The organism is Pseudoalteromonas sp. MEBiC 03607, from assembly GCF_004792295.1.
GTDB lineage: Bacteria > Pseudomonadota > Gammaproteobacteria > Enterobacterales > Alteromonadaceae > Pseudoalteromonas > Pseudoalteromonas lipolytica_C.
Map to the genome: position 1 here is coordinate 404,836 of NZ_SRRY01000001.1, position 22,313 is coordinate 427,148.

The window sequence follows — 22,313 nt, forward strand, 5'->3', positions numbered from 1 at the left end:
AATTATTGTTATTACACAGATGAGGTGACATCGGAATAATGCCTTCAGTCTTACCCTAAGCGTTCAAAAAATACATAACACTAAGGTACTATCTGCTTTAAAAATAGCTTAATTGCTTGATAAATAAAGGGCTGTGGCGGGTATAGCACTATGGTACTAATTCAATTTTTGCAACTATCTTCTACATTAACTGACAGGTGACACGGGCAAATCTTATTAAGTCTTCGGCAACATCAATGTGAGTGGCCATAAGACTAATGACAACAATAACAAGGAATACAACATGATAAAGCTTAACCCAAAAGTCGCGCCACTTACTCTGGCTGTATCACTTGCTTTGGCAGGTGTCAGTGCTCAAGCGGCAGAACAAGCCGAACCTGCAGCAAAAAAAGGGGAACTTGAACGCATTCAGGTAACAGCACGTAAAACTGTTGAAAACTTGCAAGAAGTTCCTGTCGCAGTCACTTCAGTGGGTGCTGAAGAACTGGCAGAAAACGGCATCGTCGTTATGACCGAAGTTCAGCAGTTCTCGCCAAATACCACCTTGCAAGCAAGCCGTGGTACAAACTCTACTATTACCGCGTTTATTCGTGGTGTAGGTCAGCAAGATCCACTTTGGGGTTATGAGCCGGGTGTAGGTATCTATATTGATGATGTCTACCTTGCTCGCCCTCAAGGTGCCGTACTTGACCTTCTTGATGTGCAACAAATCGAAGTATTACGTGGTCCACAAGGGACGCTTTACGGTAAAAATACCATTGGTGGTGCAATTAAATACGTCACCAAAGAAATGAGCGGTGATGCAACGTTAAACATTCAAGGCACTGTAGGTAGCTATAACCAAAAAGATTTAAAAATTACCGGCCAATTACCGATTGTTGACGAAAAGCTTTACGTAGGGTTTGGTTTTGCAACGCTAAATCGTGATGGCTTTGGTGAGTTTTTAACATCGGCTCTTGATAACCAAGACCGCGAAAACTACAACAAAGACGTAACCGCAGCTCGTGTTACCTTAGAGTACACACCGACCGATGACCTTTTCTTCCGCTTAGCGTGGGATAAAACAGAAGATAAATCTAACGCGAAAGGCGGCTATCGTTTACTGCCTAGTCTACTAACTGATGCGCCAGTGCCAAACAGCGTGTATGACTCATACACCAGCTTGCCTACATGGAACAAAGTTGAACTTGAAGGCTACAGCCTGACTGCACGTTGGGATATGAGTGATAGCACAAGTATTAAATACATAGGTTCAAGCCGCGAAAGTTACTCTCCAACAAATATCGACTTTGACAATACCTCGTTGCCAATTTTCGATGTACCGGCTATTTACGATGATGAGCAAACCACTCACGAGTTACAGCTAAATCATCAAGGGGATAACTACAAGCTTGTATCAGGCCTTTACTATTATGATGGTGAATCATGTGGTCAATTTGAAGCTATTTTAGGTATCTTAGGTCAAAGCCTAGGTGCACCGGGTCTAACTCGTGAAGTAAGCGGTTGTAGTAACTCAAACAGTAAAGCAGCTTATATTCAAGGCTCGATTGATTTAACCGATAAATGGTCAATGACACTCGGCGCGCGTTACACCAAAGATAAAAAAGAAGCACAGGTTAACAACGGCCTCATCTTTGACATTGTTTACCCTGAGTCAGGTTGGGTGCCAGGTTACACTCGACCAGAAGGCCAACTTGTACCAACGGTACTCGATGATGAAGAAGAGTGGTCACGTTTCACACCGCGTGCAGGTGTTGAATACCAATATTCAAACGACATCATGTTCTTTGCAAGTTATGCGCAAGGCTTTAAGTCAGGTACTTTCAACCCACGTGCAACTACTGCAGAGCCAGCAGCAAAACCAGAAATCGTTGATTCATTCGAAATCGGTATGAAGAGTGAGTGGAACAACAACTTACGTGCAAACGTCACTTTATTCACCCTTGACCATAAAGACCGTCAATATATTTCGGTATTACCGGGCGATAGCGCAGCAGATCTAAATCAACGCTTGGGTAACATTGGTGAGTCAACATCAGATGGTATTGAGCTTGAGCTTAACTATGTTGCAACAGAATCACTCAGCTTTGATGCATCAGTAGGTTACATCGATAGTAACTTCGATAACGTAATTGATTACGACCCAGAAACCGGTGAAGCATTCGATAAATCAGATCGCTTTACGGTATCAAACACACCTGATTTAACCTTTAACCTGGGTGCAACGTACCGTATGTACACAGAAATGGGTGACTTTGTTATCAATGGTAACTACTACCACAGAGGCGACTACGCGCTATTCGAAGAAGATAGCCTATTAACGCAAGATGCTTACGGTATCTTTAATATGGGTATCACTTGGTACAGCACTGATGGCCACTGGACTGCTGGTCTTTACGGTAAAAACTTAACGGATGAAGAGTACATGATTGGTGGTTACCAGTTCGTAGCGCCTGATCCAACAGACCCAACAGATACCAGCAAATACACCCCAGGTTTAGGTGGTGATAATACGCTGATCGGTTACTACGGCGACCCTCGCACTGTAGCCTTCACTGTTGGTTACCGTTTCTAAAATAGAACCTAAATCCTTGTGTGAGAAAGGTTTGTCTGAAACTTCCCTTCAGGCAAACCTTGTTTCAAAACGCAAAATCACTTATAACATAACGCATTGGAGAATCGAGGGAATGTCTTTAGCTGTGAACACCATAATCGCCGATGATCACCCGTTATTTAGAAGTGCATTGCGTCAAGCTGCCGCGACATCAGTGCCAGAAGAACATATTAAAGAAACCAGTGACATTGATGGTTTGTTTGCACTGTTAAGCGCTCACCCTGAGATTGAACTGATATTTTTAGACCTCACCATCCCTGGTGCAAATGGCCTACAAGCCCTTTCGCAATTACGTAACCACTACCCAGATATCTTAGTGATTATGGTCTCTGCCAATGAGACACCAGCCATAATAAAACAAGCAATGAGTCTTGGCGCTGCAGGCTACATTCCTAAGTCATCTTCTTTGGATGTCATCAGCGAAGCTATTAGTCATGTACTCAACGGCGACACTTGGTTACCACCTGAAGTAGATTTAACCGATGTAGTGATCAACGACGAACAAAGTGAATTTGCTCGCAACCTTGAAAAACTAACTCCACAGCAATACCGCGTACTAGCGATGATTGCCGACGGTTTATTAAATAAACAAATCGCCTTTGAAATGTCGATTCAAGAAACCACAATCAAACAACATGTGTCAGCGATTTTACGCAAACTAAATGTTTATAACCGCACCCAAGCGGGCATTTTGTTTAATCAGCTTTCGCAAGTTGGCAAAATCGAAGAAAGCTAATTTAAGCATTCACTCCCAGTTTTAATTTAAAATTCCCATAAATGGGAATTTTAAAACCAAGAAAAACAATAAAAGCCATTTACTTCAATACTTTAAAGATTGGCATACTCCTCGCTTTAGTGCTCACATCAAAAACTATCTAAGTAAAAATAATAGATACAAATGAACACTAAGGACAACATCGTGTACACAGCTTGCAAAAAACTTGGCAAAAAATTAATCCTTCCAACAATTACTCTTCTATCGCTTATTTTAAGTGCCTTTTCTGCACATGCAGATGAGCTTGACCAATGGCTGGTTGAGTTAATGCAAAAAAGAAATATTCCCGGGCTACAACTTGCTGTCGTTCGAGATAATAAAGTAATTAAAGTTGCCAGCTACGGAGTTGCAAATATAGAAGATAATATTGCAGTTGATGCCGACACTTTATTTGTGATTAATTCCGCAACTAAAGCCTTTGTTGGTGTGGCACTGATGCAGCTTGTTGAGCAAAAGAAATTAGACCTTAATGCGCCTATTGGCACTTACCTACCCGAGCTGCCAACTCAGTGGCACGCTATAACAACAAGAGAATTAATGAGCCATACATCAGGCTTACCTGACATAATAAAAGATGAAATTGCCAATCTAATCTCAGATCAAGGACCCGATGACGCATGGCAACAAGTACAAACTAAACCATTAGAGTTCGAAACCGGCACCCGTTTTAAATATAACCAAACAAACTACGTCATTATTGGTAAGTTAATTAATAAGTTATCTGGGATGCCATTTCAGCAATTTATAGCAAAAAACCAGTTACAAAAAACTGAGATGAACAGAACACTTGAAGCGGGCTTTGGCAATCTCAACAATGTTGTAAAACACTCGGCTAGACGATACGAAAAGCAAGGTAATGAACTAATAAATTCAAGAGAAGCCATTTTCTCACCAATGCTACAAACCGCCGCAGGTATGGCCTCAACAGCAACTGAGCTAGCAAATTGGCTAGTGGCATTACAAACAAATCAATTTATTAATGCACAAAGTATTCAACAAATGTGGACCCCGACTCGACTAAAAAATGGTCATACTCAAGGCTTTAATCAGCGCTTAAATGGCTACAGTCTTGGTTGGCCTGTAATGGGACGAGAAGAACATCCGGCATTAGCTGCCATAGGTGGTAACAGAGCAGGTATCTTTGTTTACCCTGAAGATAATATGTCGATAGTAATCTTAACCAACTTGATTGGCGCAATGCCATCGCAATTTGTAGATGAAATTGCGGGCTTTTATATCCCTGAAATGAAACAAGAAAATGGCTTTGGTTTAGCGAAAAATATTAAACGCTTATGGCAAGTTCTTGAAGTGCAAGGCTATGAAAATGCAATTACAGCTGCGGATCAATTAGCTAAAGACGAGCAGATCCAATTTACTGAAAGCGATATTAACTTATGGGGTTATTCGCTTATTAACCAAGACAAACTCAATGAAGCGTTAGCGATTTTTAAACTAAATACGCACCTTTACCCACATAGTTACAATACCTTTGATAGCTTAGCAGAGGCATACTGGTACCTCGGTGATCTCAAGCAAGCAACCGCCAATTATAACCATGTGTTAAAGCTTAAACCTGATAACACACATGCTAAAAAGCAGCTGGCTAAGCTTGCAAAGTTACTACAGTAGACTGCACTTTATATCTGTCCCACTTTTGATTTTATTAATCCCAAAAGTGGGAAAACCCATCTCACCTAAAAACAACAAAACCTTTAAAATCAATAAATTAAACCTTGGCACGTTCCTCGCTTTTGTGTTGCTAAACCTACAATACAATGAAATATAGCCAATGGATTTAGACAGCACACTAAAACGCAAACCTCAGCAATCAAAAGCTAAAAAATGGCTTTTTGGTGCAGCTATTGGCGTGTCAGCTCTTGGCGCTTTAATGGCGTATCAATGGGCGACCCCCACCGTGGTTGCTGCAAGCCAACTGCAAATAGCAACCGTAGAACAAGCCGATTTTGTGGTAAAAATACGTGGCTTTGGCCGTTTAAAGCCAAAGTATCAACGTTATTTAACCAATACCGACACTGCAATGGTCGAAGCTATCCACGTTTATCCCGGCACTATCGTTAAAAAAGACACTGTGATTTTAAGCCTCGTCAACCCACAGCAAGCGCAGCGTTTATCGGTCGCTCGGCTAGAGCTTGCTCGCCAAAAAGCCAGTGTGAATGAGCAAACAATTAATCAGCAAAGTGAGCTACTTGAGCGCCAAGCAAATCTCGCCATATTAAAAAGTGAGCTGCAAAGCGCAGAGCTTAGAGTCGATGCCGAAAGCAAACTGATCGAGCAAGGAATTGTTTCAAGCCTCGATTACAAACGAAGCATGCTAAACGTTGCACAGCTTACAGAGCGCGTAAGTATCGAGCAGCAACGCCTTGCACAGCTTAAAGAAATGCACTTACAACGCAGCAAAATACAGCAAGAACTATTAAGCCAATTTGAGCTTAATTATCAAGTTGAGCAGCACGCTTTTGATCAGCTGCAAATAACAGCAGGCATCGATGGCATGCTGCAAGAGTTGAATGTTGAACTCGGCCAAAACCTCGTGCCGGGCACCCGCCTTGCGGTGGTTGGCTCAAATAAAGCACTCAAAGCAGAGCTAAGCGTGAAGCAAGCTGATGCCGAAAAAGTGGCACTTAATATGGCAGCAAAAGTAAATACCTTTAGCCAAGCTAGCCACGGTGAAGTTGATGCCAAAGTCACCCGAATTGACCCTATCGTTACCGATGGTCGAGTTATTATCGAACTTGATTTACAAGGCACTCTGCCTGCCAATGCCCGCCCCGATTTAAGCATTGAAGGCTATGTGGTTAGCAACATTATTCCCGATGCATTAACCATTAACGTGCCACAAAAAGCACAAGCACACAGCGAAGCCACGCTGTTTAAACTTAATCCAAATACCCAGTTAGCAACGCCAACCAATATCGAATTTGGTACACTCAGTGACAATCAAATTCAACTTTTAAGCGGTGCCACCGTGGGCGAACAGCTGATCATTTCAGACCTTTCTAAATGGCAGCATTTGGCAACAATAAAAATCGAACAGGACAGTTTATGAAAACCAATACGCTTATCTCATTAAACAAAATCGCCAAAGTTTATCGCGGCCAAAATGTTGAAACCTATGCATTAAAAGACATCAGCCTGAATATTAACCAAGGTGACTATATCTGCATTAGCGGCCCATCTGGCTGTGGTAAATCGACACTGCTGTCATTATTAGGCCTACTTGATAGCCCAACTGCTGGCGACTATTTCATTAAAGAAGTCGACACAAAAACCCTCGATATGGATCAGCAAGCTGAACTTAGAAACCTTCACATTGGTTTTATATTTCAGTCGTTTAACCTAATTGATGAATTATCGGTTTTTGACAACGTGGCACTGCCACTCACTTACCGAGAGCCAGCCATGAGCCCTAGCGAAATAGAGATTGCGGTAAAACAAGCCCTTGATGAAGTGGAAATGGGCCACCGTGCCCAGCATAAACCCAATCAATTATCCGGTGGTCAGCAACAGCGTATTGCTATTGCCCGCGCACTGGCTGGCAAGCCAAGTATTTTATTAGTGGATGAGCCAACCGGTAACTTAGATTCAAAAAATGGTGATGCTGTCATGGACTTGCTTGATGAGCTGAATAAAAAAGGCACCACCATTTGTATGGTAACCCATGACTTACGTTATGCCGGACGTGCTAAAACGCAACTTAAATTGCTAGATGGTGAAATTGTTTCCTACTCAGAAGCTCGCCAAGCACCTAGCAGCGACACCACAGAGCAAGTATTCGAAAGCGCCGAGGTGATGTAATGAAATTAACCAAAACACGCGCCCAACTGAGCTTAGCGTGGGCATCATTAATGAATGCACCGGGCTTTGTCACTGCGGTTATCGCAACGCTTGCTTTAACACTTGCCACCTTGTTTGTAGTGCTTAGCCTTGTTAACAGCTACTTTTTAAAGCCCCTTGATGTGTACGATGAAAGCCGCATGGTGGTGGTTGAGCAATCACTTACTTATGATGACTACGATGCCACCGGCTTTCAAAGCTATCAGTCGATGGTGCATTGGCTTAAGCATAATCAAAGCTTTGAACAAAGTATGATGATCAATGCGGGTGAGCAAATTTTTGCAAACCTCGATGGCGAGCCAAAAGAGCCTGTGCTGTATGTTGGCGGCAACTATTTTGACTTATTAAACACGCCATTTTTAATGGGACAGGGTTTTGATCTTGGAGAAACGCTAGAAACTCCTGATGATCGGGTTGTTATCTCTGCTAACTTCTGGCGTAAACATTACAACAGCGACCCGAACATTATTGGTAAAACACTTTCAGTCATGGCGGGTGAAACCGATTACGTGCACCGTATCGTCGGTGTTGTTGATGACTCATTCAGCCCACCTTACATGTTTAAAGCAAGTGATGTTGAAGTGTGGTTTCCATCAAGTGCGGACCGCCGTTTCTTTCACAATGACGATTGGCAAAGCCCGTGGACAAACACTTTTAAAAACCTAAAACTGATTGCAGTTTTAAAGCCTGGGGTCACCATAGATCAAGTTAAAGTCGATTTAAAACAGCAAATTGATACGGTTAAATCAGAGTGGCTAAACAATGGTGGTATCACCGATGTAAAACCTGAAATAACCCCGTATCGTGACGTTGAGCTGGGTAATAACGATGACTTAAGCTTAATGATGTTAGCCGGTGCAGTAGGGCTACTGATTATTGCAGTACTGAATGTAAGCACATTATTCTTCTCGCGCGCTCTTGCTCAACATAAAACCCTCGCCTTGCAGGCGGTGTTAGGCGCTAAGCGCAGCACGTTATTTAAAAGTATCTTTTTACAGTCACTGATTTTAATGACCTTATCGGTAAGCATTGCGCTGTTTTTATCGGTATGGGGCATACGTTTATTTAAAGTATTGGCAGAAGGACGATTACCACTGGTTAACAGCTTGGCGGTTGATAGCACGTTGGTCATTGTTGCCATCATACTGTGTATTGCTCTTGCTTATATTTTCTCTGTAATTACAGCGCGTTTGGTAAATTACAAAACCCTAAATACGCAAATGCAGAACAGTGGTAAAGGCGGAGTTTCGCAGGTATCTGGCCGTACAGTGCGTATTTTAATTGGCTCACAAATGTTTGTTGCCGCGCTGCTTGTGAGTTTTTCTGTGATGGTAGTGAGTAAAGCCATGGGCACGATTAACCGCCCACTCGGCAGTGATACCGAAAACCTGTATTTTGCCAACCTGTTCCAGCCAAATAATCAAATGTCATTGGCGGAACGCTACGAACATATGCTGCAATACAAGCAGGTTTTGCTTGATAGCCAAGGCATTGATGATGTTGCCCTGGGTCACAGCCCTGTTTCGCAAAGACAAAATGCCAACACCCTGACTGATGTAAACGGTAAAAGCTCAATTTTCTTCCCTAGTCAGTGGGTAGGGCCTGATTACTTTGCGTTAGTTAATACCAAAATTCTCGCTGGCCGCACCTTTAGCGAGCAAGCTATACGCGGTGAAACTAACGAGATACTGGTATCAGTCAGCGTGGCAGAAAACTTATTACCAGGCCAAGACTATCGAAATATTATCGGCAAGAGCTACCAAGGCTTAGAAGAAAAGATGTATGAAGTGGTGGGTGTAACCGAAGATTTTAATCACCCTAAATACTACGATGAGTCGTTTGGTCGTCACATTTGGTGGCCAGCGACACCATATAGCTACATGTTTACTATTAAAGCTACTGATGGCGTTAAGCTGACTAATAAACAAATACTTAATACGCTAAAAGAAAAGAACAGCGACTTAACCATGTGGCAGTTTAACGACTTACAGCAAGAGTACGACAATTTACTGTATATGAGCCGTCTGACCGTGGTTCTGTGTAGTACCTTAGCGTTATTTACTCTATTATTAGCAGCAATCGGTATTTTTGGGGTACTGAGCTACAACCTGGGTCTGCGCCGTTATGAGTTTGGTATTCGTATGGCATTAGGTGCGAAAAAAGCGCGCTTATTCAAGCTGATGAGTGTTGAAGCTATTATCCCTGTGCTCATTGGCTTTGCGGTTGCACTTGCTGTGGTAATGATGGGTTTTTACATGTTACAAGGCCAGCTAATGTCTTGGCTGATACTTGATGTAAGACTGCAATTACTCGCGTGGAGTATTACCTTATGTATTGCGCTATTTGCTTGCTTTAGACCTTTGGTTTTACTACTTAAAGCAAAACCTATGGCTGCACTGCGTAACGATTAACAGCACAAAATGGCAGCTTTAGTTTTAGCTTAAGCCACCTCAACAGGATAATAAGAAAACATCATGGACAAAATCTTAGTCATAGACGATCAAGCTGATGTACGTCTGGCTGCTATTGTTGCATTACAACAACTAGGCTTACCATGCCTTGAGGCCGAAGGCCCTGAACATGCGCTTGAGTTATTAAAAACCGAGCACATTAGCCTGATTTTGCTCGATATGAACTACAAGCTCGACACTACCTCAGGTGAAGAGGGATTACGCTTTTTAAAGCAACTAAATCAATTAGGTTCAACCATACCAGTCATTGTAATGACCGCATGGGCCAGCATTGATGTTGCCGTTAAAGCCATGCAATTAGGGGCTGTCGACTTTGTTGAAAAGCCATGGAATAACTTACGCTTAACTGCCGTTGTGCAACAACAACTCAAGCTCAAGCAAAGTAATCACGACAATGCCTGTTTAAAGGCGCTTACCAGTGACACACAAGCACATTACATAGCTCAATCAGAAATCATGCAGCTGTTGCTTGCCAAAGCTGAGCGCGCAGCTAAAACCGATGCCAGCATTTTAATTACCGGCGAAAATGGCACTGGCAAAAGCTTATTGGCACATTATATCCACCAGCACTCACTCAGAGCTGATAAACGCTATGTAAGCGTGAATGTTGGCGCCATTGCCCCGACGCTATTCGAAAGTGAATTATTTGGCCATAAGAAAGGCGCTTTCACTGATGCCAAAGAAGACCGCTTAGGACGGTTTGAAATTGCCGAAGGCGGCACCTTATTTTTAGATGAAATTGCAACGTTAAGCCTTGAGCTACAAAGTAAAATGCTGCGCGTGCTAGAAAGCAAAGAATTTGAAGTGCTCGGCTCAAGCCAAACCAAAACCGCCGATGTTCGCATTATTTCTGCCACCAATAGCGAATTAGCTACGGCTATTGAGCAGGGTGAGTTCCGCCGTGATTTATTATTTAGACTCAATACCATTGAACTGCACATTCCACCGCTTCGTGACAGAAAAGACGACATCGCTCCCTTAGCTGAACACTTGTTGTTAGTGCATGGTAAAAAATACCAACGCGCAAATATGGCGCTCAGTAATGATGCCCTAAAGGCGCTAAAAAATTACAGCTGGCCTGGTAATATTCGTGAGCTAAGTCACTGCATTGAACGCGCGGTGATCATGAGCGATAACAATAATATTCAAGCCAATGACCTCATTTTAGATCAACCAAGTTGCGAGCAAACAAATAGCAATGCCGAACAGGCTTTGCCACTATTGCCCCTTGAAGAGCTTGAAAAACAAATGATTCAAAAAGCGCTGCTGCAATTTAATGGCAATGTTATCGCCGCAGGAGAGTTTTTAGGATTAAGTAAATCGGCTATTTATCGTCGCATTGATAAACATCAGCTCGATTTAAAAGAAGTAGAACGCTAAATGAGTAACAAGTTGTCGTTAGAGCAGCGTGTTCGACGCTATTTTTATATGGTTATAGCGGTGCTATTAACGCTTGGTATTGCCCTTTCGCTCAGCTTAAAACTAGATTGGTTTGCCAGTATCAGTCTATTATTGCCGTTTATCGGGATAAGCGCTTTTGCTTTAATTAAAAGCTACCGTGTGATCACCGATGTGGTTGAACGCTTTGGTCTGCAACTAGATGCACTGGCAAATGACGAAAGTAATAGTTGGCATTTAGCGTCTTATCAAAGTGGGCGAGTCGCAGCACTTAAACAAGATTTTGCCAAGCTCAGCAATAAAATAGCCAAGAACAAACGCCATTACATGCAAACAGAAGAGTTTGTTTTTGAGTTTGCCAGCATGCTGGACTTACCCATCGTTATCCTAGACCCCCATGGCTTGATTTACTTTAGTAATAAGGCGTTTAAAAACAGTATTAACCATCACCAGATTGAAGGTAAATCGGCCAGCGACTTAGGCATTGCCCTGCATGATGGCGAGTGGCAACAAAACAGTGACTCACTGTTTAAACAACGCTTTCAAATCTCATCGCAGACTTTTTGGCGGACTGGCAGAAACTTTGAATTACTAACCTTCTTTTCAATTGAGCAACAGCTTCGCGATAATGAACAACTTGTTTGGCAACGGTTAATTCGAGTGTTAAATCATGAAGTGCGTAACTCACTCACGCCGATTTATTCAATGAGTCAGTCATTGCAAACCCTTAAACGCCAAGGGCAAATTAGCAGTCACGATGATCTCGCCCAAGATATGCTGCAAGTAATAGAAAAACGCGCTCAGCACTTGCTTGATTTTGTGGCCAGTTACAGTGCGTTTGCCAAGCTACCACCCGCACAAAAACAGGTAATCAGTAGCGAGCAATTAAACACTCGCTTAAGCGCTATCTTTCCTGAACTAGTGATAAATAGCAGCGAAGAGTTACATTTTAATGCCGACCTAGGTCAGCTAGAACAAGCGTTAATCAACTTGATAAAAAATGCCTTTGAAGCAGGTAGCAATTCAGCCCCTACCCTCACTTGGTCAAGACAAGGTAATAACTTAAGTATTGCAATTAGCGACCAAGGTTGTGGCATTCAAAACTCCGATAACTTGTTCGTGCCATTTTACTCAACCAAGGCAAATGGCACAGGTATAGGGCTGGTGATCACCCGAGAACTTGTGCGCAACCAAGGTTTTGAGTTATCGATAAACTCAAAACCCCAGCAAGGCACACAAGCTACAATTACTGTGCCCAGCTAACTTATTTTACAAATGTGGCTTTCACACGCTTAGATAAAAGCATATAAGGTCCCCAGATCACAGCTTGAATAAGCCCTCTGAAAATCATCGTTTTCATTTCATCGTCGAACACGTCGACATCAGGCACAATTAAACTAACCGCATAAGCATCGAGAGCAATAAACGCTAATCCACCAAATAATATCGCTAAGTACCAACTTACAAATGCTTTCTTATGCTTAAAAAACAACACGATTAAATAAAGCGAAGCTAAAAATAATGCTGCATTAAAAGCCATTTCAATGATTAGTAAAGGCTCCCAAAGCGGATGATACATATCACCAAATTGCGACGTTAAACGTTGCCACATCTCAGTCGTAAAAATGGGTTTAAAGGTATTTATTGATTCGATAAATACTCTAAAAGAGCTGTTCACCACACCTATAGCCACAAGAATGAGCCAACCTTTTATGCCAACTAAGTCATCATTTACGGAGCTTTTAGCTACTGGTGTTTCGATTTGTTTTTGTTGTTTTGCTTCTTCCATGAGTTGTCCTTTTTATTTTTATTTCATCTACTATGCGCTTATTTTTTAATAAAATTCACAATAACAACTGATTGTTGCGCTTCTAGAAAAACCACGCTATGTTTATTTTTTAAACTATGGAAGGTCATAAAAATGAAAAACGCCATAAAACCCATCGTATTAGCAACATCACTAATTCTAGTTACAGCCTGTAATTCAACGGCACCGATTAATAAAACAGCAACCACAGCCATAAACCAAGAGAAGTTTAGCCAATTTCATCAGTATGATGAAAAATCAAACATCACCCTTGAGTATACCGACTACGGGCAAATATTAAATGCATCAGTGATTGATTTGGGGATGTCAGACCGCTACCGTATTTCAAGTAATACGAGCCAAATAGGCACGCGGTTATCATCAAACCCAAAACCGTCTACCGCGACAGAAGCAAACCGCTTTTATTATGATTCGTACAGAAAGAATCCTCAGATGAAGCAAGATTTGCAAATAGTGCAAGAAAATATGGCCGACCTGCCAAACAAGGTGAATTTAAGTAACTTACCAAAATCTGAACTACTCGCTTACTGGCTCAACCTCTATAACGTGACAGTACTCAATGAACTAGTTCAGCAATACCCTGTTAAAAACCTAACGAGGCTATTAAACGAAGAGCCAAGCTTTTTTGATAAGCCGCGCTTTAACTTTAATGGTAACCAGTATTCATTAAACGATATTGAATACAACATTGTTGCACCGCTATTTAACAATGACCCGCTATTAATGTACGGCTACTACCGTGGCTACATTGGCGGCCCAAATTTACTTGACCACCCATATACAGCGAAAAATGTGTTTGCAGCCCTGACCACCAATGCAGTGCAATTTGTTAATTCAAACCGTGGTAGTGTGATAGGTAACCATAGCACTCGTGTTTCTTCTTTATACCTTGAAAAGAAAAACTATTTTCCTAACTTTGAAGAAGACTTAGCTGACCACCTTCAATCGTTAGTTATCCAAGAACCAGATAAAGACCAAGTTGTGCAAAACCTCTCTTTTAGTATCGATAACTACGATATTACCGACATTCTAGGTAGCGATATTGAATACGGTGGAGGTAATGCGATAGTCGCCGATCCAAGTATTGTGGCAATGGGTTGGGATACAACCTTTATGACCTATGGTGATAACTTAACCAAAGAAGTCGGCCATGTAAGCCCGTTACGCCGCGAGATTTTGCAAAAAATCACGCAAAAATACTATGAAGTAAATAGCCGCGTTGAAATAAAAGACTTACCCGCTAAAGAGCCTGAAGATAAATAATATAACCCTAAAGCGGCTCGACATGGGCCGCTTTAATCCCCCTGAAATTCCCAACTAAAACACTTAGCAAAGCCGCAATAGCCAGCTTTAAGTTTGGTTTTTCTGTATTAATTTTCTGGATATTGCCAATTTAAAGCAAAAGTAATATGTTTGTTTTTTGTACTAAGGAAGGTGGTGAAAATGAAAAACGCCATAAAACCCATCGCATTAGCAATGTCACTCATTTTGGTAACGGCCTGTAATTCAACGGCTCCTATTAATAAAACAGCCACCACAGCAATTAACCAAGAAAAATTTAGCCAATTTCATCAATATAATGAAAACTCAAATATCACACTTGAGTATACCGGCTATGGTCAAATATTAAGTGCTTCGGTAATTGATTTAGGCATGTCTGACCGCTACCGCATCACCTCACACACCACTGCTATAGGTACACGGTTGTCATCTAACCCTAAACCTTCAACAGCAACAGAAGCAAACCGCTTTTATTATGATTCTTATAAAGAAAACCCTAAAATGAAGCAAGCTTTGCAGGTTATACAAAAAAATATGGCCGACCTGCCAAACAAAATTAATTTAAGTAACTTACCAAAATCAGAGTTACTCGCTTACTGGCTTAACCTCTATAACTTGACAGTACTCAATGAGCTAGTTCAGCAATACCCTATTAAAAACCTAATGAGGCTATTAAACGAAGAACCAAGTTTTTTTGATAAGCCGCGTTTTAACTTTAATGGTAACCAGTATTCATTGAACGATATAGAGTACAACATTGTTGCACCGCTATTTAACAATGACCCGCTATTAATGTACGGCTACTATCGCGGCTACATTGGCAGCCCAAATTTACTTGACCACCCATATACAGCAAAAAATGTATTTACCGCTCTGACTAACAATGCTGTGCAATTTGTAAATTCAAATCGAGGCAGTGTTATTGATACTCATAGCACACGTGTTTCTTCTTTGTACCTTGAAAAGAAAAACTATTTTCCTAACTTTGAAGAAGACTTAACTGACCATCTTCAATCATTAGTGATTCAAGAACCAGATAAAGACCAAGTTGTGCAAAACCTCTCTTTCAGTATCGATAATTACGATATTACCGATATTTTAGGTAGTGATATTCCATACGGTGGCGGTAATGCAGTCGTTATCGATCCAAGTATTGTGGCAGTTGGTTGGGATACGGCCTTTACGACCTATAGTGATAATTCAAGTAAAGTAATAGGTCAGGTAAGCCCACTGCGCCGCGAGATTTTGAAAAAAATCACGCAAAAATACTATGAAGTAAATAGCCGCGTTGAAATCACAGATTTACCTAATAAAGAAGGCACTGAAAACTAGCGCTTATTGAGCATTGGACCTAAAAAGAAGTATTTATATTGAATTTTATTTGGCTCATGCTGTGAAATTCAGTAATTTGTCATATAAAACTAAACGTAATTAGAAAATAACAATGAAATGGATGCACTTACAACTTCAGCTACTGACTGTTTTTTTATTCTTTGTGAGCTGTTTTGCAGCCGCTGAAGATTATCAGGTTGCGCCTGCAGCTAACTGGGTAAAACACCATGAGTTACTTACCCCAGAGATTCCTCGAGACCAAGTACGAGACGGGACTTTCTACCTTATGCTCGACACTCAGCTTCAGGTATCTGAGCAAGCCCCACAGCAACGCTTTAATCGTACTGTAATGCAAGCGGTCAATCAGTCTGGGGTTGATTATATAAGCCAGCTGAATATTGATTTTGACCCAAACTATCAATCTCTTACGCTAAATAGTTTAGGCATTATTCGTGACGGTCAATATATAGATAAACTAAATAGTGCCGAGCTACAGGTATTACAGCGCGAGACCGACTTAGCAAGTCGTATATACAATGGCACCTTAAGCCTAAATGTCATTATTGATGATATGCGGGTAATGGATATTTTAGATTACAGCTATACGGTTTCGGGCAGTAACCCGGTTTATCAACACTTCAGCACCATGCGTACACTGAACTGGTCGGTGCCGATAGTGCAGCAATTTATGCGGGTACAGTGGCAAAAGCCTTCGCCCTTATATATCAACTTTATAAATGGTGAGTCGCCAGTTACTAAAACCAAGCTAGATACGGGTTTTGACTACCAAATTAGCCAATACAATGAGCCGACCCTTAGCTCTGCAAGCGAAGTACCGCATTGGTATTCGCCTTACAAAGAGGTGTATTTTTCTGAAGTAAATAATTGGCAAGAGGTAGTCAATTGGTCGTTACCTTTGTACCAATCTGCCATCGAAGTGAGCCCTGCTATTGAAACAATTGCTCGTCAAATTAAGTTTCAACATGCCGATTTAGAGTCTCAAATTGTCGCAGCCCTGCGCTTTAGCCAAGACGAAGTACGTTATTTGGGCCTAGAAATGGGCACCAACTCGCACCAGCCTACTCCTGCATCAGAAACCTTGGCACTGCGCTATGGCGACTGTAAAGACAAAACCGTCTTGCTCATTTCTTTACTTAAAGCGCTCGGCGTAGAGGCTCATCCAGCTTTAGTTAACACCGAAGACAGAAAGCGTACTGCTAGCTTACCTGTCTCCCCTAGTTTATTTGACCATGTCATTGTCACCTTAGAGCACCATGGTAAACGCTATTGGCTTGATCCGACCATTTCGTACCAGCGCGGCGATTTAGCACATTTAGCTCAACCGAACTACGATGTAGCGTTAATAATTAAGCAAGGTGAGACAGGCTTTACTGATATGTTCACAGAGCCTGCCCTAAAACGCATACAGGTTTTTGATAATTATCAGATCCCAGAAGGTATTGATGAGCCAGTTAATTTCTCAACTCAATATAAATACGGCGACTTTGAAGCAATTAGCCGCCGCAGTTCAATCGCTAAAAACAGCTTAAAAAGCGTAGAAGATGATTACCGCGAATATTATCAAGATACCTACAAAGGCTTACAAACAGCCAAACCTATGCTGGTTGAATCTCCAAAGGACACCGGTCAGCTAATTACCAATGAGTATTATACTATTGATGACTTTTGGCGACCTGAGGGTAATGATTTTCAAAACGACTTTTACGCCAGTGAAATTCAAAATTCAGTTTACAAGCCGGAACAGCGAGAGCGTAACAATGCACCAATGTGGTTTCGTTACCCAAATAATATCGAAACAACCATAAAGATTACGTTCACGGATACTAATTGGCAGTTTGATGATGAGCAGGTCACAGTCGACAACCCATTTTTTCATCTCGAGAAACGCGTGACATTTAAAGATTCTGTGTTGACCTTATACTTTGATTACAGTGCTAAGCAGGATCATATTCCAGCCGATCAAATAGACCTTTACCTAAGCGAGCGTAAAAAACTCAATAACGCGACCCATTTCGGCATCATTAAATACGGCACAAATAGCTCAACAACCACTCCAGCGGATGACGAAACCAACTGGTATAGCGTTTTTATTTTAAGTTACTTGGCGGCAATCATCTTTTTCATCGCAGCTTGGCGTTTTGAAGTTCGAAAACGTCCAGAATTTGAAGGTGCGCAGTTTTACCCTGTAAGCAACAGTAAATTTTACCTTTATAGCTTATTCAGCTTGGGCATATTTATTAATTACTGGAGTTATCGCAATTGGAAGTTTATTAAGCAGCAACAAAACAGCCATATTATGCCCATTGCCCGAGGTATTTTTGCGCCTTTATTCTTTTTTGCGCTGTTTCTTCAACTTATAAAACATAGCGAACAAACCTTTAACAAAAATAAAATATTGCCAACTGCGGTTGCTTTTGTAATTTGGCTAATGATTATTGTATGTGAAATAGCAAGTTCACTAGGTGACTATGGTATGTGGCTATTCTTAATCATCCCTTTATTGTGGCTACCAATTGTTAACTACATTCAAAACCTTAACCAATCTAAAGATGCGTTAGATTACAACTCAAAATGGCGTGCAAGACAGCTGCTAATTTCTGTATTCGCGACGCCTTTACTACTTTATGGGCTAATTGCTGAATTATACTTATTGCCAAATTCAACCATAGTAACAGGTGACAAACTTTGGTCTTATCAAGTTAACTTTCTAAAAAGAAAAGAAATAATTCCTGCCAACGAGAATGTGCACTATTTTTATAGTGACGCATTTTTCGATTTTAAAACTGATGGAAACGGCATCACAGAAAACACTATTTTTAGTTACTGGGAAAATGAGCAAGGTGTGCTCGAAAAAGATCAGCGCCTCTTTAGTGACATTAAAGAACTCAACGTTGATTATGCTAAAAGCGCCCTATCAACCACCACGCTAACGGTCATTGACCACGATGGTGATGAAATGCTGTTATTTTTGAGCCATGAGGATGACTTAGATAAGAAGTTTGTCGCTGAGGTAGAGCGCTTAATTAAAGCTAATAGCCCAGCAACTGAGCAAAACGCAGATTAAGTCAGTCGCTTAATCATGCGTTTTAAGGCGGGCGCTTTCAGAGGCTTATAAAGCAATGGATAGCCCGCATCGAGCACTAACTCGCGTATGCCTTCATCATGATTTGCGGTATTAACGATAGCTGGTAAGCGTGTTAGTGCGGCTTGCTCAATTACTTCAAGGCCTGTTACTCCATCATCCAGCTGATAATCAATAATCAACAATTGCGGCAGGGCTTGGCTTGCCTTTAGCTGCTCAAGCTCCGCTAAGTTAGTGGCCGTTGAGATTTCGCAGCCCCAGTTCTCAAGTAACTGTTTTAATGCCTCTAACACGTTGCGGTCGTTATCAAGCAACCAAATACGCAATTGCCCCAGCTCTGTTTCTTGTGATGCCTCTGCACCTTTGGCTTGCGCTGGTGCAGCGCTGACTTTACAAGGTAAAGTCAGGGTAAATTGCGTACCTTTACCAAGTTCAGATCCCATCACTAGGGGGATTTTAAGCAAATCACAAATACGTTTGGTAATAGCCAGCCCTAAACCTAAGCCTTCAGCACTTGGTTTTGCACCAAGCTGTTTAAACTCTTGGAAAATCGTTTGCTGATCATTGGCAGCAATACCAATACCGGTATCTTCAACAATAAACGACACATGATTATCTTCGTACTGCATTTTTAAGCGCACTTCACCTTGCTCAGTGTAACGAATCGCATTACTCAAAAGGTTACGCAGTACTCGGCGTAATAGCGCTTTGTCGGTATGCAGGCGCACATCGCAGGTTTCAACAATAAATTTCAAACCTTTTTCACGCGCTAAAGCTTCGTAATCATTGCGAAGTGGTTCAACAAGAGAACTGGTTGCAAATTCGCTCATTTGTACTTTAAACGAGCCAGAGTCAAGTTTGGTTAACTCTAAAATACTCGATAACAACTCTTCTGCACTGCCCAGTGAATTTTTTATATTCATCGCCAGCTCTTTAAGCTCGGTGTCTTGGGCCTTTTCATTCATTAAAGAACAAAATAAACTCGCGGCATTAAAAGGCTGTAATAAATCGTGGCTGGCAGCCGCAAAAAACCGGGTTTTACTGACCGTTGCTTGCTCTGCCACTTGCTTTGCCATCGACAACTCTTGGTTTGCCTGTGTTAGCGCCAAGGTGCGTGCTGCTACCTTTTCTTCAAGGCTAACATTTGCTTCGGTTAACGCTTTTTGTTGTTTTACGAACTCGGTGATGTCGGTATAGGTTGTTACAAAGCCGCCACCTGGCAGTGGATTACCTTGCATTTCAAACACGCGACCATCATTGTGCGAGCGCTGGTATTTATAAGCACTGCCTTGGCGTAAATAGGCTAAGCGTTTTTCAACTTCGCTGGTCATGCTCTCGCCGCTAAATAAGCCTCGCTCGGCATTAAAACGAATAATGTCAGCAACTGGGCGGCCTATGTAGAGCGCATCATCTGGGTAGGCGAACATGTTTTTGTAGCCTTGATTCCAGGCTACTAAGCGCAGCTCACTATCAACTACACTGATCCCTTGTTGAATGTTTTCGATTGTTGATTGTAATAAATCACGATTAAATTTAAGTACTTGGCTTGCTTCATCAACAAACTCGGCAACCTGCTCTAGAGGCTGGCGCTGCTCATTTTTCGCTACATCTAAAATAAGCCGTGCCGATGCGCCGCCGATCACCGCAGACATCTCGCGCTCAACTAATAGCTCTAACTCAACATTGGCGGGACGCTTCCACTTACTTTTATCATCTGGAAAGTAATGATTAACCAAAGACTGCGCCGCTTCTTTTTCGGCAAATCGCTGCAAAAGTGCACCTAGGTCGTGATAGCTCAAGGGCTGCAGATGATTACTCACCCGTGAATCACTCAGCTGCGATACAAACTTATTGCTCTGTAAGCGCTCTGCCAAGGTTGCACGACTAAATAGCGGTACTAAAAAATACACTAAACAGTTCGCACCTAACGACAGCAACAAGGCTTGGCTGATACTTTCCATGCCTAAAGAAAATAAATCGGTAGGCGCGAGCCAGCTAATTCCCCAAGGTCCATCCACAAGCCATAAGCTATCGCGACCTAAACCTCCAGCAATATTTGGCAGTAAGAGTGTGTAACCCCAAATGATAAAGCCACTTAAAATGCCCAATTGTGCGCCGCGACAGGATGCTTGTCGCCACCATAAGCCAATGATCATGGCCGGTGAAAATTGTGCGACTAAGGTAAACGACATTAAACCCACATTGGCAAGGGTTGTACTTTCGCCAAGAACCCGGTGAGTAAAATAACTAAGCAATAAAATCAGTACGATAACGATTTTACGCGCATGTAATAGGTTGTTTTTATCAAGTCCGCGGCTACTCGATGTGAGCTGTGAGCGGCGTAAAATAAATTGATTAATAAAGTCATTGGTGATCATCACTGAAAGCACAATGGATGACACAATCACCATACTGGTTGCCGCTGAAAAGCCGCCTAAAAAGGCTAATAGCGCCACAAAGGCATCATCAGCCGCCATAGGTAGCGCCAATACAAAGGTGTCGTAACCGACTTCTTGACCTTGAAAGTAAATTAATCCGGCGTATGCAATTGGTAGAATAAACAGGTTGATAAGTAATAAGTAAATCGGGAATAGCCAACGTGCCGAGGCCAATTCTTTATCGTTATTTTTCTCGATAAAGCTCATGTGGAACTGCCTTGGCAAACATAAAGTCGCCAAAATACCAAGTAAAGTATGGGCAACATACACATAGGTCGGGCTTTGTGTAGCAGCCACTTGCTGATCAATATTTAGTTCATAGGCTTTATCGTACAGTGCCACAGGGCTATCAAATAGCGCAAAACACACATACAAACCCACCGCTAAAAACGCCAATAACTTAACCACAGATTCAAAGGCAATACTGGCAATAAGACCGGGGTTATGTTCGCTAGGCTTTAAGCGCCTTGCACCAAATAAAATAGCAAACAGTGCTAATACAAGCGTGATATAAAAAGTACTATCGGCCCATACTTCATGGCTTTGCATCATTGAACGGTTAGTTAATAAATTAATACTTTGTGCGGTAGCACTTAGCTGCAAAGAGATATAAGGCACAATGGCAATCACTGAAATCAATGAAATGAGCCCAGATAAGCTCGACGACTGACCATATCGCGTAGCAATAAAATCTGCCATCGAGGTTATTTTTTGCTGCCTACAAATATGCGCTATACGGCAATACACTTGCCAACCAAAAATAAATAGCAAAATAGTGCCGGCATAAGTCGGTGCTAGCCACCAGCCATTATATGCAGCTTGTGCTGTGGTACCAAAAAACGCCCAAGAGGTGCAGTACACTCCAAGCGATAAACCATAGGTTAAGCCTTTAAAAGGCAATACTTTTCTTTTATCAGCCCAGCCTGCAACCGCAAATAAAATTGCCAGATATACAATTGCAAGAAGGCTTATTGACCAAATTGAGAACATCGTGTGTTTTTATTTTAATTGTTATAGCACCAGCATAGTTTTTATTGCGCGTAATTTACAGCCTAACTTTAGTGCTATGCATTGTATTGCTGAAGTTTAAAAAACAAACACAAAGAAATGAGAATTATTTTCAATTGAGTGTTGACAGACACGCAAATCTAATTGATAATCACTATCAACAAGACAGTGAAGTGTTATGACTTGTTCGGAATAAACTGATTTGTTTCT

Annotated in this window: 13 protein-coding genes; 11 read left to right on the forward strand and 2 right to left on the reverse strand. The window is 41.7% G+C overall.

Going from position 1 to position 22,313, the window contains the following annotated elements:
* Nucleotides 1-283: 283 nt before the first annotated feature.
* The 8 genes from E5N72_RS01855 (at nucleotide 284) to E5N72_RS01890 (ending at nucleotide 12,376) form a co-directional block, all read left to right on the forward strand.
* Nucleotides 284-2,575 carry a TonB-dependent receptor gene (locus E5N72_RS01855; RefSeq protein WP_135922989.1) on the forward strand — a complete coding sequence of 764 codons (2,292 nt, stop codon included), beginning with the start codon at nucleotides 284-286 and terminating at the stop codon, nucleotides 2,573-2,575.
* A gap of 112 nt (nucleotides 2,576-2,687) precedes the next feature.
* Nucleotides 2,688-3,350: a response regulator transcription factor gene (locus tag E5N72_RS01860; protein ID WP_054552322.1), complete on the forward strand. Its 663-nt coding sequence runs from the start codon at nucleotides 2,688-2,690 to the stop codon at nucleotides 3,348-3,350.
* A gap of 162 nt (nucleotides 3,351-3,512) precedes the next feature.
* Nucleotides 3,513-5,018 (forward strand): serine hydrolase, encoded by a 1,506-nt coding sequence (locus E5N72_RS01865; RefSeq protein WP_135922990.1) that lies wholly within the window; start codon nucleotides 3,513-3,515, stop codon nucleotides 5,016-5,018.
* Between the two features lie 160 nt (nucleotides 5,019-5,178).
* The gene (locus E5N72_RS01870) at nucleotides 5,179-6,456 is read left to right on the forward strand and encodes an HlyD family efflux transporter periplasmic adaptor subunit (RefSeq protein ID WP_135922991.1); all 1,278 of its coding nucleotides are present in this window, start codon (nucleotides 5,179-5,181) and stop codon (nucleotides 6,454-6,456) included.
* Entirely contained in the window at nucleotides 6,453-7,205 is a 753-nt protein-coding gene (locus tag E5N72_RS01875; protein WP_135922992.1) for an ABC transporter ATP-binding protein, read from the forward strand. Before E5N72_RS01870 ends, E5N72_RS01875 begins: the two co-directional genes overlap by 4 nt.
* Entirely contained in the window at nucleotides 7,205-9,655 is a 2,451-nt protein-coding gene (locus E5N72_RS01880; protein ID WP_135922993.1) for an ABC transporter permease, read from the forward strand. The genes E5N72_RS01875 and E5N72_RS01880 overlap by 1 nt, the downstream gene beginning before the upstream one ends.
* 63 nt (nucleotides 9,656-9,718) lie before the next feature.
* A complete protein-coding gene (locus E5N72_RS01885) occupies nucleotides 9,719-11,095 on the forward strand; it encodes a sigma-54 dependent transcriptional regulator (RefSeq protein ID WP_135922994.1) in 1,377 nt (458 codons plus the stop codon).
* On the forward strand, nucleotides 11,096-12,376 hold the full coding sequence (locus E5N72_RS01890; protein WP_135922995.1) for a HAMP domain-containing sensor histidine kinase: 1,281 nt from the start codon (nucleotides 11,096-11,098) through the stop codon (nucleotides 12,374-12,376).
* A 1-nt stretch (nucleotide 12,377) separates the two neighbouring features.
* Here the strand turns inward: E5N72_RS01890 and E5N72_RS01895 are convergent, their stop codons facing one another.
* Entirely contained in the window at nucleotides 12,378-12,902 is a 525-nt protein-coding gene (locus E5N72_RS01895; protein WP_135922996.1) for a DUF2569 domain-containing protein, read from the reverse strand.
* 132 nt (nucleotides 12,903-13,034) lie between these two features.
* Between E5N72_RS01895 and E5N72_RS01900 the strand changes: the two genes are divergently transcribed.
* The 3 genes from E5N72_RS01900 to E5N72_RS01910 all read left to right on the forward strand — a co-directional run bounded on the left by E5N72_RS01900 (nucleotide 13,035) and on the right by E5N72_RS01910 (nucleotide 18,639).
* Entirely contained in the window at nucleotides 13,035-14,204 is a 1,170-nt protein-coding gene (locus E5N72_RS01900; RefSeq protein ID WP_135922997.1) for a DUF547 domain-containing protein, read from the forward strand.
* 180 nt (nucleotides 14,205-14,384) lie between these two features.
* Nucleotides 14,385-15,554 (forward strand): DUF547 domain-containing protein, encoded by a 1,170-nt coding sequence (locus E5N72_RS01905; protein WP_135922998.1) that lies wholly within the window; start codon nucleotides 14,385-14,387, stop codon nucleotides 15,552-15,554.
* 121 nt (nucleotides 15,555-15,675) lie between these two features.
* Nucleotides 15,676-18,639, forward strand: coding sequence for a DUF3857 domain-containing transglutaminase family protein (locus E5N72_RS01910; protein ID WP_168246701.1), 2,964 nt, complete (start codon nucleotides 15,676-15,678; stop codon nucleotides 18,637-18,639).
* On the opposite strand, the gene E5N72_RS01915 is transcribed toward E5N72_RS01910, so the two are convergent.
* Nucleotides 18,636-22,085 (reverse strand): PAS-domain containing protein, encoded by a 3,450-nt coding sequence (locus E5N72_RS01915; RefSeq protein ID WP_135923000.1) that lies wholly within the window; start codon nucleotides 22,083-22,085, stop codon nucleotides 18,636-18,638. The two genes, E5N72_RS01910 and E5N72_RS01915, sit on opposite strands and share 4 nt — an antisense overlap.
* Nucleotides 22,086-22,313 lie beyond the last annotated feature (228 nt).